The sequence below is a fragment of the Lederbergia citrisecunda genome, assembly GCF_018343695.1.
Lineage (GTDB): Bacteria > Bacillota > Bacilli > Bacillales > Bacillaceae_C > Lederbergia > Lederbergia citrisecunda.
In genome coordinates, this window is sequence record NZ_JAGYPJ010000001.1 from 3,687,459 (window position 1) to 3,703,697 (window position 16,239).

Below are 16,239 nucleotides of genomic sequence, written 5' to 3' on the forward strand. Positions count from 1 at the left end.
GGAAGTGGACAAGAAGTTTGCTAGTCGATAGGCGCTGCAGCTAAACAAAGAAAAGCGGATTTGTTAGTCGATAGAGCTGGACACTATAAGAAATAAAAAAGGTGTGAACAACAATGAAATGCGGATCATATGAGCTACATTTTAACAAGACATTGATTATGGGAATTTTAAATGCCACGCCCGATTCCTTTTCTGATGGCGGCCGTTATAACAGTGTAGAAATCGCTGTTCAACATGCTGTTCAAATGATAGCGGATGGGGCGGACATTATTGATATTGGCGGTGAATCTACAAGACCAGGTCATGAACCTGTTTCAGTGGAAGAGGAAATTGCAAGAGTCGTTCCGGTTATTGAAGCGGTAGCCGCTAATGGAACCGTTCCAATTTCTATCGATACATATAAAGCGGAAACCGCAAAGCGGGCTATTGAAGCGGGTGCTTCTATCGTAAATGATATTTGGGGAGCGAAAAAAGACCCTGATATAGCGAGAGTAGCAGCTGATTTTAAAGTTCCGATCATCTTAATGCATAATCGAGATAATCGTAATTATGATTCATTTATTCGTGATGTGTTGAATGATTTGTATGAAAGCATCTCGATTGCAAAAAAGGCTGGGGTAGCGGATGATCAGATTATTTTAGATCCGGGTATCGGCTTTGCAAAAGATTATGAGGAAAACATTGAGATGATGGCCAATCTAGATAAACTTGTTGGACTTGGTTATCCTGTTCTCCTTGCAACCTCCCGTAAGCGCATGATTGGGACTGCACTCGATTTACCTGTGGAGGAAAGAATGGAAGGAACAGGTGCCACTGTTTGCTTTGGGATTCAAAAAGGATGCCACATTATGCGTGTCCATGATGTGAAAGAAATAAGCAGGATGGCTACTATGATGGATGTTTTATTAGGAAAGGGGAATCGTAATGGATAAAATTTACCTAAATGAAATGGAGTTTTATGGGTACCATGGGGTTCTTCCCGAAGAAACGAAGCTAGGGCAACGTTTTCGTGTTAATGTTGTAGCAGAAACGGATTTTAAAGAGGCTGGTTTAAACGACGACCTTGAATTAACAGTAAGCTATGCCGATATTTATTTGCTGTGTAAGGAAATAGTTGAAGGAAAACCATTTAAGTTAATTGAAGCAGTTGCTGAGCGTATTGCGTGTGGGATACTTGAAACATTCATAAAAATAGAATCAGTCACAGTAAAAGTTATTAAACCAGATCCACCAATACCGGGGCACTATCATTCTGTTGCGGTAGAAATTACGAGGAAAAGATCATGAAAAACATTGTCTATTTATCTTTAGGGTCAAATATTGGAAAACGAGAAGAATTTTTAAAGCTAGCTATACAAAAACTATCTGAAGACAAACATATTCATATCGAAGCTTGCTCCTCTATATATGAAACAGATCCCGTTGGTTTTACGGATCAGGATAATTTTTTAAATATGGCTGCAAAAATATCCACCTCTTATACACCCCTGCAACTTTTGGAGCGGTGTATGAAAATTGAACATGAATTAGGAAGAATTAGGGAGTTTAGATGGGGTCCGAGGGTGATAGACCTTGACATTTTATTGTATAATAAAGAAAATATTGAAATGGAGACTTTACAAGTGCCTCATCCTCGAATGACGGAGCGAGCATTTGTACTTATTCCACTTTTAGAAATCGATCGGAGCCTTGTGCTTCCGACTATAAATACCCCTATAGTTGAAGTTCTGGACGAAATACCTGATAGAGAAGGAGTTCGGTTATGGAAACAGATAAATGGGGAAGACGCATTCGCGCTTTTCGAAAGTTAAAAGGTTATACGCAAGAAGGACTTGCGAAAGATATAGGGATTTCCGTTTCGGTTCTTGGTGAGATCGAAAGAGGCACACGTATGCCTTCAGAAAACATTCTATTGGCAATATCTAAAGTGCTAGATGTTCCAAAAGAAGAACTCACCCCCGCTGAGGAAGAAGATAACTAAATTAATAAATAAGAAAGGAGGTTATTTATCTGTTAAAAATCGGAGATATCGAAATGAAAAACCAGGTCGTTCTTGCGCCAATGGCGGGTATCTGTAATTCGGCATTCCGCTTAACGGTAAAAGAATTTGGCGCTGGACTCGTATGTGCAGAGATGATCAGTGATAAGGGTATTGTTCAAAAAAATGAAAAAACGATGAAACTGCTCTATATTGATGAACGTGAAAAGCCGCTATCCTTGCAAATATTTGGAGGAGAAAAAGAAACTCTTGTAGAGGCTGCAAGATTTGTTGATCAAAACACGAACGCAGATATAATTGATATAAATATGGGATGTCCGGTCAATAAGATCATTAAGTGTGAAGCGGGAGCAAGATGGCTTCTTGAACCTAATAAAATTTATGATATGGTATCAGCTGTTGTAGAAGCGGTTGAAAAGCCCGTTACGGTAAAAATGCGTATCGGATGGGATGAAGAGCATATTTTTGCAGTAGAAAACGCTCAAGCAGTAGAGAGCGCGGGTGGTGCAGCAGTCTCTATGCATGGTCGAACTCGTGTTCAAATGTATGAAGGTGTAGCGAATTGGGATATCATACGTAAAGTTAAGCAATCAATCAATATCCCATTGATTGGGAATGGTGACGTGAAAACTCCAGAGGATGCTAAGAGAATGTTGGATGAGACTGGGGTAGACGGCATTATGATCGGAAGAGCTGCTCTTGGGAATCCATGGATGATTTATCAAACGGTTAAATTTTTGGAAACAGGAGAATTAACAGGCGAGCCGACTATAAAAGAAAAGATGGATGTCTGCAAGCTTCATCTAGACCGCTTAATCGCATTAAAAGGAGAATATGTTGCGGTTAGAGAAATGCGCAAGCATGCTGCTTGGTACTTAAAAGGTATTCAAGGAAATGGTATGATAAGAAATGCTATCAATGAATGCCTGACAAGATCCGAGCTTGTCGCTTTATTGGATTACATTACTGATAGTGCAGAAGTAAAAGAAAAGCAAGCTGTTTAACTTAATTCAGCATAACCCTACGGTGGATTTACATTCAGTGGGAAAATGTACTAAAATTAAGTTAAATTCTACGGCGGATTCCTACATATTGAAATAGGGAACTTTTCTGCCAAAGTTTTTGATCATTGCTGATTACACTGCCAGTAAATGCTGGCAGTTGTTTTATTTTCCTTGAACTGTGTATTTTTAATAAAAGATAGGAGTGGTATAAATGAGTCAAGAAGAATTGAATGATCAGGTACGGGTAAGACGCGACAAAATGACTTCGCTGCGCGAGAATGGAATAGATCCTTTCGGTAAAAGATTTGAACGCACTCATGATACGCAAGAAATAAAAGAATTATACGATCAATTGTCAAAAGAAGAATTAGATGAAAAGAATATTCTAGTAACCATTGCTGGCAGGGTTATGACGAAACGTGGTAAAGGAAAAGCAGGTTTTGCTCATATTCAGGATCTTCCAGGACAAATTCAAATCTATGTTAGACAAGATGGTGTAGGTGAGGAACAATATAGTCTCTTCAACACTGTTGATCTTGGGGATATTGTTGGTGTAACTGGAACAGTTTTTAAAACAAAAGTAGGCGAGCTTTCTATAAAAGCGAAGGAATTTACTTTACTTGCAAAATCGCTTCGCCCACTTCCAGAAAAATTCCATGGTTTAAAAGATGTTGAGCAGCGCTATCGTCAACGCTACTTAGATTTGATCACGAATCAAGATAGTAAAGAAACCTTTATTTCTCGTAGTCTGATCATTCAATCTATGAGACGTTACCTAGATAAAAAAGGCTTTTTGGAAGTTGAAACTCCTATGTTGCACGCGATTGCTGGGGGAGCGGCTGCTCGTCCTTTTGAAACTCATCATAATGCTCTGGATATGCCCTTTTTTATGAGAATCGCGATTGAGCTACATTTAAAACGTCTAATTGTCGGCGGTATGGAAAAGGTATATGAAATTGGTCGAGTTTTTCGTAATGAAGGAGTATCGACAAGACATAATCCAGAGTTTACGATGTTAGAGCTTTATGAAGCGTACGCAGACTACAATGATATTATGGAATTGACTGAAAATCTTATCGCACACGTGGCACAAGAGGTATTAGGCTCTACTACGGTCCAATATGGAGAGCATGAGGTAAACCTTGAGCCTAAATGGCAACGACTGCATATGGTTGATGCTGTTAAAGAATATACAGGTGTTGATTTTTGGAAAGACATGAGTGATGACGAAGCAAGACAACTTGCCAAAGATCACGGAATAGAAATTACTGAACATATGACTTTTGGTCATATCGTCAATGAGTTTTTTGAGCAAAGAATTGAAGAAAAACTAATACAGCCAACATTTATCTATGGGCATCCGGTTGAAATATCACCGCTTGCTAAAAAGAACGAAGAAGATCCTAGATTCACAGATCGATTTGAATTGTTTATCGTTGGCCGTGAGCATGCAAATGCATTTACAGAATTAAACGATCCTATTGACCAACGTGAGCGTTTTGAAAATCAATTACGCGAACGTGAACAAGGTAATGATGAAGCACATGAAATGGATGAAGATTTCATTGAAGCTTTAGAATACGGAATGCCGCCTACAGGAGGATTAGGAATAGGTATCGATCGTTTGGTTATGTTATTAACAAATTCTCCGTCTATACGCGATGTGTTGTTATTCCCGTTGATGAGAAAACGTGATTAACTGATTTAAGTCCCCGTTTTTTACGGGGACTTTTCTTAACTAGAGGGTAAAATAAACTTTTTTTAATTTCTTATAAAAAAGTGTTGCTACATTAACAAAATGGTGTTATATTATTATTCGTGCCTCGATTGAGAGACAACAAAGTTAATTAAGAATGAAAAAATTAATTAAAAAAGTTGTTGACATGACTTCTCGATTTTGTTAAAATAGAAAAGTCGCCATCGGGTGACGCAAAAGAATTTGATCTTTGAAAACTGAACGAAACAAACGTCAAAAATTATTTTTAAACAATGGTTTTAAACCATTGCCAGCTAATGAGCTAATCAACTACTTATATGAGAGTTTGATCCTGGCTCAGGACGAACGCTGGCGGCGTGCCTAATACATGCAAGTCGAGCGAATGGATGGGAGCTTGCTCCCTGAAGTTAGCGGCGGACGGGTGAGTAACACGTGGGCAACCTGCCTGTAAGACTGGGATAACTTCGGGAAACCGGAGCTAATACCGGATAACTTCTTTCCCCGCATGGGGAAAGGTTAAAAGACGGTTTTGCTGTCACTTACAGATGGGCCCGCGGCGCATTAGCTAGTTGGTGAGGTAACGGCTCACCAAGGCGACGATGCGTAGCCGACCTGAGAGGGTGATCGGCCACACTGGGACTGAGACACGGCCCAGACTCCTACGGGAGGCAGCAGTAGGGAATCTTCCGCAATGGACGAAAGTCTGACGGAGCAACGCCGCGTGAGTGAAGAAGGTTTTCGGATCGTAAAACTCTGTTGTCAGGGAAGAATAAGTACCGTCTAACTAACGGTACCGTGACGGTACCTGACCAGAAAGCCACGGCTAACTACGTGCCAGCAGCCGCGGTAATACGTAGGTGGCAAGCGTTGTCCGGAATTATTGGGCGTAAAGCGCGCGCAGGCGGTTTCTTAAGTCTGATGTGAAATCTCGCGGCTCAACCGTGAGCGGTCATTGGAAACTGGGAAACTTGAGTGCAGAAGAGAAGAGCGGAATTCCACGTGTAGCGGTGAAATGCGTAGAGATGTGGAGGAACACCAGTGGCGAAGGCGGCTCTTTGGTCTGTAACTGACGCTGAGGCGCGAAAGCGTGGGGAGCGAACAGGATTAGATACCCTGGTAGTCCACGCCGTAAACGATGAGTGCTAAGTGTTAGAGGGTTTCCGCCCTTTAGTGCTGCAGCTAACGCATTAAGCACTCCGCCTGGGGAGTACGGCCGCAAGGCTGAAACTCAAAGGAATTGACGGGGGCCCGCACAAGCGGTGGAGCATGTGGTTTAATTCGAAGCAACGCGAAGAACCTTACCAGGTCTTGACATCCTCTGACAACTCTAGAGATAGAGCGTTCCCCTTCGGGGGACAGAGTGACAGGTGGTGCATGGTTGTCGTCAGCTCGTGTCGTGAGATGTTGGGTTAAGTCCCGCAACGAGCGCAACCCTTGATCTTAGTTGCCAGCATTCAGTTGGGCACTCTAAGGTGACTGCCGGTGACAAACCGGAGGAAGGTGGGGATGACGTCAAATCATCATGCCCCTTATGACCTGGGCTACACACGTGCTACAATGGATGGTACAAAGGGCAGCAAAACCGCGAGGTCGAGCCAATCCCATAAAACCATTCTCAGTTCGGATTGCAGGCTGCAACTCGCCTGCATGAAGCCGGAATCGCTAGTAATCGCGGATCAGCATGCCGCGGTGAATACGTTCCCGGGCCTTGTACACACCGCCCGTCACACCACGAGAGTTTGTAACACCCGAAGTCGGTGGGGTAACCTTTTGGAGCCAGCCGCCGAAGGTGGGACAGATGATTGGGGTGAAGTCGTAACAAGGTAGCCGTATCGGAAGGTGCGGCTGGATCACCTCCTTTCTAAGGAATCTTGATCAGTCGAGTGCTGATCAGAAGACGTTTCGTTTCGTTCAGTTTTGAGAGGTTGAACTCTCAAAACATGGCTATCTTTTATAGAGGCCTGTTATTTGTTCCTTGAAAACCAGATAATAGAGAATAAACAAACCAAGAAACATCACCTTATGGAATCATCCATAAGAAACCTTTTTACTGATTAAGTTAGAAAGGGCGCACGGTGGATGCCTTGGCACTAGGAGCCGATGAAGGACGGGACTAACACCGATATGCTTCGGGGAGCTGTAAGCAAGCTTTGATCCGGAGATTTCCGAATGGGGAAACCCACTGCCCGTAATGGGGTAGTATCCATTTCTGAATACATAGGAAATGGAAGGCAGACCCGGGGAACTGAAACATCTAAGTACCCGGAGGAAGAGAAAGAAAAATCGATTTCCTGAGTAGCGGCGAGCGAAACGGAAAAAGCCCAAACCAAGAGGCTTGCCTCTTGGGGTTGTAGGACACTCAACATGGAGTTACAAAGGAACGGGGTAGTTGAAGCGATCTGGAAAGATCCGCCATAGAAGGTAACAGCCCTGTAGTCGAAACTTCGTTCCCTCCTGAGTGGATCCTGAGTACGGCGGGACACGTGAAATCCCGTCGGAAGCTGGGAGGACCATCTCCCAAGGCTAAATACTCCCTAGTGACCGATAGTGAACCAGTACCGTGAGGGAAAGGTGAAAAGCACCCCGGAAGGGGAGTGAAAAAGATCCTGAAACCGTGTGCCTACAAATAGTCAAAGCACATTCATGTGTGATGGCGTGCCTTTTGTAGAATGAACCGGCGAGTTACGATTTCATGCAAGGTTAAGTCGATGAGACGGAGCCGCAGCGAAAGCGAGTCTGAATAGGGCGTTTTGAGTATGAGGTCGTAGACCCGAAACCAGGTGATCTACCCATGTCCAGGGTGAAGGTAAGGTAACACTTACTGGAGGCCCGAACCCACGTACGTTGAAAAGTGCGGGGATGAGGTGTGGGTAGCGGTGAAATTCCAATCGAACCTGGAGATAGCTGGTTCTCTCCGAAATAGCTTTAGGGCTAGCCTCAAGGTAAAGAGTCTTGGAGGTAGAGCACTGTTTGGACTAGGGGCCCTCATCGGGTTACCGAATTCAGACAAACTCCGAATGCCAATGACTTGTCCTTGGGAGTCAGACTGCGAGTGATAAGATCCGTAGTCAAGAGGGAAACAGCCCAGACCGCCAGCTAAGGTCCCAAAGTATCCGTTAAGTGGAAAAGGATGTGGAGTTGCTTAGACAACCAGGATGTTGGCTTAGAAGCAGCCACCATTTAAAGAGTGCGTAATAGCTCACTGGTCGAGTGATTCTGCGCCGAAAATGTACCGGGGCTAAACGGATCACCGAAGCTGCGGATTGACACCGTTGGTGTCAGTGGTAGGAGAGCGTTCTAAGGGCTGTGAAGCAAGACCGGAAGGACTTGTGGAGCGCTTAGAAGTGAGAATGCCGGTATGAGTAGCGAAAGAAGGGTGAGAATCCCTTCCACCGAATGCCTAAGGTTTCCTGAGGAAGGCTCGTCCGCTCAGGGTTAGTCGGGACCTAAGCCGAGGCCGAAAGGCGTAGGCGATGGACAACAGGTTGATATTCCTGTACCACCTTTTTACCGTTTGAGCAATGGGGGGACGCAGGAGGATAGGGTAAGCGCGCTGTTGGATATGCGCGTCCAAGCAGTTAGGCTGGGGTGGAGGCAAATCCTTCATCCTAAAGCGGAGCTGTGATGGCGAGGGAAATTTAGTACCGAAGTTCCTGATTCCACACTGCCAAGAAAAGCCTCTAGCAAGGTAAATGGTGCCCGTACCGCAAACCGACACAGGTAGGCGAGGAGAGAATCCTAAGGTGATCGAGAGAACTCTCGTTAAGGAACTCGGCAAAATGACCCCGTAACTTCGGGAGAAGGGGTGCTCTTTGGGGTGCAAGCCCTAGAGAGCCGCAGTGAATAGGCCCAGGCGACTGTTTAGCAAAAACACAGGTCTCTGCGAAGCCGCAAGGCGAAGTATAGGGGCTGACGCCTGCCCGGTGCTGGAAGGTTAAGAGGAGCGCTTAGACTTCGGTCGAAGGTGCGAATTGAAGCCCCAGTAAACGGCGGCCGTAACTATAACGGTCCTAAGGTAGCGAAATTCCTTGTCGGGTAAGTTCCGACCCGCACGAAAGGCGTAACGATCTGGGCACTGTCTCAACGAGAGACTCGGTGAAATTATAGTACCTGTGAAGATGCAGGTTACCCGCGACAGGACGGAAAGACCCCGTGGAGCTTTACTGCAGCCTGATATTGAATGTTGGTGCAGCTTGTACAGGATAGGTAGGAGCCTTGGAAATGGGAGCGCCAGCTTCCATGGAGGCATCGGTGGGATACTACCCTTGCTGTACTGACCTTCTAACCCGCACCCGTGATCCGGGTGGGAGACAGTGTCTGGCAGGCAGTTTGACTGGGGCGGTCGCCTCCTAAAGAGTAACGGAGGCGCCCAAAGGTTCCCTCAGAATGGTTGGAAATCATTCGTAGAGTGTAAAGGCACAAGGGAGCTTGACTGCGAGACCTACAAGTCGAGCAGGGACGAAAGTCGGGCTTAGTGATCCGGTGGTTCCGCATGGAAGGGCCATCGCTCAACGGATAAAAGCTACCCCGGGGATAACAGGCTTATCTCCCCCAAGAGTTCACATCGACGGGGAGGTTTGGCACCTCGATGTCGGCTCATCGCATCCTGGGGCTGTAGTCGGTCCCAAGGGTTGGGCTGTTCGCCCATTAAAGCGGTACGCGAGCTGGGTTCAGAACGTCGTGAGACAGTTCGGTCCCTATCCGTCGCGGGCGCAGGAAATTTGAGAGGAGCTGTCCTTAGTACGAGAGGACCGGGATGGACGCACCGCTGGTGTACCAGTTGTCTTGCCAAAGGCATCGCTGGGTAGCTATGTGCGGACGGGATAAGTGCTGAAAGCATCTAAGCATGAAGCCCCCCTCAAGATGAGATTTCCCATCGCGCAAGCGAGTAAGATCCCTGAAAGATGATCAGGTTGATAGGTCCGGTGTGGAAGTGTGGCGACACATGGAGCTGACGGATACTAATCGATCGAGGACTTAATCAACAAACAATCAAGTTTCGGTTTGCCTTCTCTATATCTGGTTTTGAGGGAATGAATCCCTTTGTAACATACATGTCTGGTGACGATGGCGAAGAGGTCACACCCGTTCCCATCCCGAACACGGAAGTTAAGCTCTTCAGCGCCGATGGTAGTAAGGGGCTTCCCCTTGCAAGAGCAGGACGTTGCCAGGCATACATATTTGGAGGATTAGCTCAGCTGGGAGAGCATCTGCCTTACAAGCAGAGGGTCGGCGGTTCGATCCCGTCATCCTCCACCATATATGCCGGCCTAGCTCAATTGGTAGAGCAACTGACTTGTAATCAGTAGGTTGGGGGTTCAAGTCCTCTGGCCGGCACCAGCAATCTTAAATATGTACGAGCCATTAGCTCAGTTGGTAGAGCATCTGACTTTTAATCAGAGGGTCGCAGGTTCGAATCCTGCATGGCTCACCATTGTTTTTTGCCGAAGGCAAAATAACTTATCATAACGCGGGTGTGGTGGAACTGGCAGACACGCTAGACTTAGGATCTAGTGCCGCAAGGCGTGGGGGTTCGACTCCCTTCACCCGCATTATATAGATTTTTAGTTGAGAGTTGTTAAACCACGCGGAAGTAGTTCAGTGGTAGAACACCACCTTGCCAAGGTGGGGGTCGCGGGTTCGAATCCCGTCTTCCGCTCCAACTCATGCCGGGGTGGCGGAACTGGCAGACGCACAGGACTTAAAATCCTGCGGTAGGTGACTACCGTACCGGTTCGATTCCGGTTCTCGGCATCAAGTTATTTTGTTTCAGTAAAATAACTGGGATTTTTGCAAAGCAAAATATCCTTTCATAAAAATGCGCCCGTAGCTCAATTGGATAGAGCGTCTGACTACGGATCAGAAGGCTATGGGTTCGACTCCTTTCGGGCGCGCCAATAAAATATGATAATCTTTTTTCGGGAAGTAGCTCAGCTTGGTAGAGCACTTGGTTTGGGACCAAGGGGTCGCAGGTTCGAATCCTGTCTTCCCGACCATTATTTGGGGCCTTAGCTCAGCTGGGAGAGCGCCTGCTTTGCACGCAGGAGGTCAGCGGTTCGATCCCGCTAGGCTCCACCAAAAAAAGTGTTGACAAACATTTTTAAAAAGAGTAATATAGAAAAGTCGCTTATGAGCGACTGGATTTGATCTTTGAAAACTGAACGAAACAAACGTCAAAAATTATTTTTAAACAATGGTTTTAAACCATTGCCAGCTAATGAGCTAATCAACTACTTATATGAGAGTTTGATCCTGGCTCAGGACGAACGCTGGCGGCGTGCCTAATACATGCAAGTCGAGCGAATGGATGGGAGCTTGCTCCCTGAAGTTAGCGGCGGACGGGTGAGTAACACGTGGGCAACCTGCCTGTAAGACTGGGATAACTTCGGGAAACCGGAGCTAATACCGGATAACTTCTTTCCCCGCATGGGGAAAGGTTAAAAGACGGTTTTGCTGTCACTTACAGATGGGCCCGCGGCGCATTAGCTAGTTGGTGAGGTAACGGCTCACCAAGGCGACGATGCGTAGCCGACCTGAGAGGGTGATCGGCCACACTGGGACTGAGACACGGCCCAGACTCCTACGGGAGGCAGCAGTAGGGAATCTTCCGCAATGGACGAAAGTCTGACGGAGCAACGCCGCGTGAGTGAAGAAGGTTTTCGGATCGTAAAACTCTGTTGTCAGGGAAGAATAAGTACCGTCTAACTAACGGTACCGTGACGGTACCTGACCAGAAAGCCACGGCTAACTACGTGCCAGCAGCCGCGGTAATACGTAGGTGGCAAGCGTTGTCCGGAATTATTGGGCGTAAAGCGCGCGCAGGCGGTTTCTTAAGTCTGATGTGAAATCTCGCGGCTCAACCGTGAGCGGTCATTGGAAACTGGGAAACTTGAGTGCAGAAGAGAAGAGCGGAATTCCACGTGTAGCGGTGAAATGCGTAGAGATGTGGAGGAACACCAGTGGCGAAGGCGGCTCTTTGGTCTGTAACTGACGCTGAGGCGCGAAAGCGTGGGGAGCGAACAGGATTAGATACCCTGGTAGTCCACGCCGTAAACGATGAGTGCTAAGTGTTAGAGGGTTTCCGCCCTTTAGTGCTGCAGCTAACGCATTAAGCACTCCGCCTGGGGAGTACGGCCGCAAGGCTGAAACTCAAAGGAATTGACGGGGGCCCGCACAAGCGGTGGAGCATGTGGTTTAATTCGAAGCAACGCGAAGAACCTTACCAGGTCTTGACATCCTCTGACAACTCTAGAGATAGAGCGTTCCCCTTCGGGGGACAGAGTGACAGGTGGTGCATGGTTGTCGTCAGCTCGTGTCGTGAGATGTTGGGTTAAGTCCCGCAACGAGCGCAACCCTTGATCTTAGTTGCCAGCATTCAGTTGGGCACTCTAAGGTGACTGCCGGTGACAAACCGGAGGAAGGTGGGGATGACGTCAAATCATCATGCCCCTTATGACCTGGGCTACACACGTGCTACAATGGATGGTACAAAGGGCAGCAAAACCGCGAGGTCGAGCCAATCCCATAAAACCATTCTCAGTTCGGATTGCAGGCTGCAACTCGCCTGCATGAAGCCGGAATCGCTAGTAATCGCGGATCAGCATGCCGCGGTGAATACGTTCCCGGGCCTTGTACACACCGCCCGTCACACCACGAGAGTTTGTAACACCCGAAGTCGGTGGGGTAACCTTTTGGAGCCAGCCGCCGAAGGTGGGACAGATGATTGGGGTGAAGTCGTAACAAGGTAGCCGTATCGGAAGGTGCGGCTGGATCACCTCCTTTCTAAGGAATCTTGATCAGTCGAGTGCTGATCAGAAGACGTTTCGTTTCGTTCAGTTTTGAGAGGTTGAACTCTCAAAACATGGCTATCTTTTATAGAGGCCTGTTATTTGTTCCTTGAAAACCAGATAATAGAGAATAAACAAACCAAGAAACATCACCTTATGGAATCATCCATAAGAAACCTTTTTACTGATTAAGTTAGAAAGGGCGCACGGTGGATGCCTTGGCACTAGGAGCCGATGAAGGACGGGACTAACACCGATATGCTTCGGGGAGCTGTAAGCAAGCTTTGATCCGGAGATTTCCGAATGGGGAAACCCACTGCCCGTAATGGGGTAGTATCCATTTCTGAATACATAGGAAATGGAAGGCAGACCCGGGGAACTGAAACATCTAAGTACCCGGAGGAAGAGAAAGAAAAATCGATTTCCTGAGTAGCGGCGAGCGAAACGGAAAAAGCCCAAACCAAGAGGCTTGCCTCTTGGGGTTGTAGGACACTCAACATGGAGTTACAAAGGAACGGGGTAGTTGAAGCGATCTGGAAAGATCCGCCATAGAAGGTAACAGCCCTGTAGTCGAAACTTCGTTCCCTCCTGAGTGGATCCTGAGTACGGCGGGACACGTGAAATCCCGTCGGAAGCTGGGAGGACCATCTCCCAAGGCTAAATACTCCCTAGTGACCGATAGTGAACCAGTACCGTGAGGGAAAGGTGAAAAGCACCCCGGAAGGGGAGTGAAAAAGATCCTGAAACCGTGTGCCTACAAATAGTCAAAGCACATTCATGTGTGATGGCGTGCCTTTTGTAGAATGAACCGGCGAGTTACGATTTCATGCAAGGTTAAGTCGATGAGACGGAGCCGCAGCGAAAGCGAGTCTGAATAGGGCGTTTTGAGTATGAGGTCGTAGACCCGAAACCAGGTGATCTACCCATGTCCAGGGTGAAGGTAAGGTAACACTTACTGGAGGCCCGAACCCACGTACGTTGAAAAGTGCGGGGATGAGGTGTGGGTAGCGGTGAAATTCCAATCGAACCTGGAGATAGCTGGTTCTCTCCGAAATAGCTTTAGGGCTAGCCTCAAGGTAAAGAGTCTTGGAGGTAGAGCACTGTTTGGACTAGGGGCCCTCATCGGGTTACCGAATTCAGACAAACTCCGAATGCCAATGACTTGTCCTTGGGAGTCAGACTGCGAGTGATAAGATCCGTAGTCAAGAGGGAAACAGCCCAGACCGCCAGCTAAGGTCCCAAAGTATCCGTTAAGTGGAAAAGGATGTGGAGTTGCTTAGACAACCAGGATGTTGGCTTAGAAGCAGCCACCATTTAAAGAGTGCGTAATAGCTCACTGGTCGAGTGATTCTGCGCCGAAAATGTACCGGGGCTAAACGGATCACCGAAGCTGCGGATTGACACCGTTGGTGTCAGTGGTAGGAGAGCGTTCTAAGGGCTGTGAAGCAAGACCGGAAGGACTTGTGGAGCGCTTAGAAGTGAGAATGCCGGTATGAGTAGCGAAAGAAGGGTGAGAATCCCTTCCACCGAATGCCTAAGGTTTCCTGAGGAAGGCTCGTCCGCTCAGGGTTAGTCGGGACCTAAGCCGAGGCCGAAAGGCGTAGGCGATGGACAACAGGTTGATATTCCTGTACCACCTTTTTACCGTTTGAGCAATGGGGGGACGCAGGAGGATAGGGTAAGCGCGCTGTTGGATATGCGCGTCCAAGCAGTTAGGCTGGGGTGGAGGCAAATCCTTCATCCTAAAGCGGAGCTGTGATGGCGAGGGAAATTTAGTACCGAAGTTCCTGATTCCACACTGCCAAGAAAAGCCTCTAGCAAGGTAAATGGTGCCCGTACCGCAAACCGACACAGGTAGGCGAGGAGAGAATCCTAAGGTGATCGAGAGAACTCTCGTTAAGGAACTCGGCAAAATGACCCCGTAACTTCGGGAGAAGGGGTGCTCTTTGGGGTGCAAGCCCTAGAGAGCCGCAGTGAATAGGCCCAGGCGACTGTTTAGCAAAAACACAGGTCTCTGCGAAGCCGCAAGGCGAAGTATAGGGGCTGACGCCTGCCCGGTGCTGGAAGGTTAAGAGGAGCGCTTAGACTTCGGTCGAAGGTGCGAATTGAAGCCCCAGTAAACGGCGGCCGTAACTATAACGGTCCTAAGGTAGCGAAATTCCTTGTCGGGTAAGTTCCGACCCGCACGAAAGGCGTAACGATCTGGGCACTGTCTCAACGAGAGACTCGGTGAAATTATAGTACCTGTGAAGATGCAGGTTACCCGCGACAGGACGGAAAGACCCCGTGGAGCTTTACTGCAGCCTGATATTGAATGTTGGTGCAGCTTGTACAGGATAGGTAGGAGCCTTGGAAATGGGAGCGCCAGCTTCCATGGAGGCATCGGTGGGATACTACCCTTGCTGTACTGACCTTCTAACCCGCACCCGTGATCCGGGTGGGAGACAGTGTCTGGCAGGCAGTTTGACTGGGGCGGTCGCCTCCTAAAGAGTAACGGAGGCGCCCAAAGGTTCCCTCAGAATGGTTGGAAATCATTCGTAGAGTGTAAAGGCACAAGGGAGCTTGACTGCGAGACCTACAAGTCGAGCAGGGACGAAAGTCGGGCTTAGTGATCCGGTGGTTCCGCATGGAAGGGCCATCGCTCAACGGATAAAAGCTACCCCGGGGATAACAGGCTTATCTCCCCCAAGAGTTCACATCGACGGGGAGGTTTGGCACCTCGATGTCGGCTCATCGCATCCTGGGGCTGTAGTCGGTCCCAAGGGTTGGGCTGTTCGCCCATTAAAGCGGTACGCGAGCTGGGTTCAGAACGTCGTGAGACAGTTCGGTCCCTATCCGTCGCGGGCGCAGGAAATTTGAGAGGAGCTGTCCTTAGTACGAGAGGACCGGGATGGACGCACCGCTGGTGTACCAGTTGTCTTGCCAAAGGCATCGCTGGGTAGCTATGTGCGGACGGGATAAGTGCTGAAAGCATCTAAGCATGAAGCCCCCCTCAAGATGAGATTTCCCATCGCGCAAGCGAGTAAGATCCCTGAAAGATGATCAGGTTGATAGGTCCGGTGTGGAAGTGTGGCGACACATGGAGCTGACGGATACTAATCGATCGAGGACTTAATCAACAAACAATCAAGTTTCGGTTTGCCTTCTCTATATCTGGTTTTGAGGGAATGAATCCCTTTGTAACATACATGTCTGGTGGCGATGGCGAAGAGGTCACACCCGTTCCCATCCCGAACACGGAAGTTAAGCTCTTCAGCGCCGATGGTAGTAAGGGGCTTCCCCTTGCAAGAGCAGGACGTTGCCAGGCAATCAAAGGCATCCAATTAGTGGATGTCTTTTTTGTTTTCCAAAAAAATACCGAAGGTATAGAAGAAAAGAAACGAAAACAACGTTAGCGAGGATCAGGAGGAGCAAGAAAATCGAGGAATCAAGGGAGTGAGACTCGGAATGGGCTATGCCCATGAGAATCGAACGAGCGCAGATGACGATGAGATTCCCGGTCATCATGATCCGCAGCCCGAACACGGAAGTTAAGCTCGCGCGCCGATGGTAGTAAGGGGCTTCCCCTTGCAAGAGCAGGACGTTGCCAGGCAATCAAAGACATCCAATAAAGGATGTCTTTTTTGTTTTATGGGCATATGAAAAGAGATTGGTGACCTAACCTCCACTAGTTTCATAGTTGATGGTCACCAATCTGAGTATTGATACCCTTAGTTCTGCTGATTTCGGGTA

6 protein-coding genes, 9 tRNA genes and 6 rRNA genes are annotated in these 16,239 nt (G+C 47.8%); all 21 read left to right on the forward strand.

What is annotated here, in order from left to right; all coding sequences use genetic code 11:
- The first annotated feature begins 113 nt into the window (after positions 1–113).
- The 21 genes from folP to rrf (KHA93_RS18025) all read left to right on the forward strand — a co-directional run bounded on the left by folP (position 114) and on the right by rrf (KHA93_RS18025) (position 15,814).
- Entirely contained in the window at positions 114–932 is an 819-nt protein-coding gene (gene folP / locus KHA93_RS17925; protein ID WP_213111971.1) for a dihydropteroate synthase, read from the forward strand.
- Entirely contained in the window at positions 925–1,287 is a 363-nt protein-coding gene (gene folB, locus KHA93_RS17930) for a dihydroneopterin aldolase (RefSeq protein WP_213111972.1), read from the forward strand. Before folP ends, folB begins: the two co-directional genes overlap by 8 nt.
- Complete coding sequence (gene folK / locus KHA93_RS17935; protein WP_213111973.1) at positions 1,284–1,811, forward strand: 2-amino-4-hydroxy-6-hydroxymethyldihydropteridine diphosphokinase; 528 nt, start codon at positions 1,284–1,286, stop codon at positions 1,809–1,811. The genes folB and folK overlap by 4 nt, the downstream gene beginning before the upstream one ends.
- Positions 1,763–1,981: a helix-turn-helix domain-containing protein gene (locus KHA93_RS17940; protein WP_213111974.1), complete on the forward strand. Its 219-nt coding sequence runs from the start codon at positions 1,763–1,765 to the stop codon at positions 1,979–1,981. Before folK ends, KHA93_RS17940 begins: the two co-directional genes overlap by 49 nt.
- Positions 1,982–2,010: 29 nt before the next feature.
- Positions 2,011–3,003: a tRNA dihydrouridine synthase DusB gene (gene dusB / locus KHA93_RS17945; protein WP_213113023.1), complete on the forward strand. Its 993-nt coding sequence runs from the start codon at positions 2,011–2,013 to the stop codon at positions 3,001–3,003.
- 211 nt (positions 3,004–3,214) lie between these two features.
- The gene (gene lysS / locus KHA93_RS17950; RefSeq protein ID WP_213111975.1) at positions 3,215–4,702 is read left to right on the forward strand and encodes a lysine--tRNA ligase; all 1,488 of its coding nucleotides are present in this window, start codon (positions 3,215–3,217) and stop codon (positions 4,700–4,702) included.
- Between the two features lie 331 nt (positions 4,703–5,033).
- Positions 5,034–6,581, forward strand: a 16S ribosomal RNA gene (locus KHA93_RS17955).
- A 191-nt stretch (positions 6,582–6,772) separates the two neighbouring features.
- A 23S ribosomal RNA gene (locus tag KHA93_RS17960) occupies positions 6,773–9,705 on the forward strand.
- A gap of 72 nt (positions 9,706–9,777) precedes the next feature.
- Positions 9,778–9,893, forward strand: a 5S ribosomal RNA gene (gene rrf / locus KHA93_RS17965).
- Between the two features lie 10 nt (positions 9,894–9,903).
- Positions 9,904–9,979 (forward strand) — tRNA-Val (locus tag KHA93_RS17970).
- A 5-nt stretch (positions 9,980–9,984) separates the two neighbouring features.
- Positions 9,985–10,060 (forward strand) — tRNA-Thr (locus KHA93_RS17975).
- 18 nt (positions 10,061–10,078) lie between these two features.
- Positions 10,079–10,154: transfer RNA gene (locus tag KHA93_RS17980), tRNA-Lys, on the forward strand.
- A 36-nt stretch (positions 10,155–10,190) separates the two neighbouring features.
- Positions 10,191–10,272: transfer RNA gene (locus KHA93_RS17985), tRNA-Leu, on the forward strand.
- 35 nt (positions 10,273–10,307) lie between these two features.
- Positions 10,308–10,382: transfer RNA gene (locus tag KHA93_RS17990), tRNA-Gly, on the forward strand.
- A gap of 6 nt (positions 10,383–10,388) precedes the next feature.
- Positions 10,389–10,474 (forward strand) — tRNA-Leu (locus tag KHA93_RS17995).
- Positions 10,475–10,540: 66 nt separating this feature from the next.
- Positions 10,541–10,617 (forward strand) — tRNA-Arg (locus KHA93_RS18000).
- 22 nt (positions 10,618–10,639) lie between these two features.
- Positions 10,640–10,716, forward strand: a tRNA-Pro gene (locus KHA93_RS18005).
- A gap of 6 nt (positions 10,717–10,722) precedes the next feature.
- Positions 10,723–10,798, forward strand: a tRNA-Ala gene (locus KHA93_RS18010).
- Positions 10,799–10,954: 156 nt separating this feature from the next.
- Positions 10,955–12,502, forward strand: a 16S ribosomal RNA gene (locus tag KHA93_RS18015).
- Between the two features lie 191 nt (positions 12,503–12,693).
- Positions 12,694–15,626: ribosomal RNA gene (locus tag KHA93_RS18020) — 23S ribosomal RNA — on the forward strand.
- Positions 15,627–15,698: 72 nt separating this feature from the next.
- Positions 15,699–15,814, forward strand: a 5S ribosomal RNA gene (rrf, locus tag KHA93_RS18025).
- Together the 16S, 23S and 5S rRNA genes with 9 tRNA genes alongside form the textbook arrangement of a ribosomal RNA operon.
- The last annotated feature ends 425 nt before the right edge of the window (positions 15,815–16,239 follow it).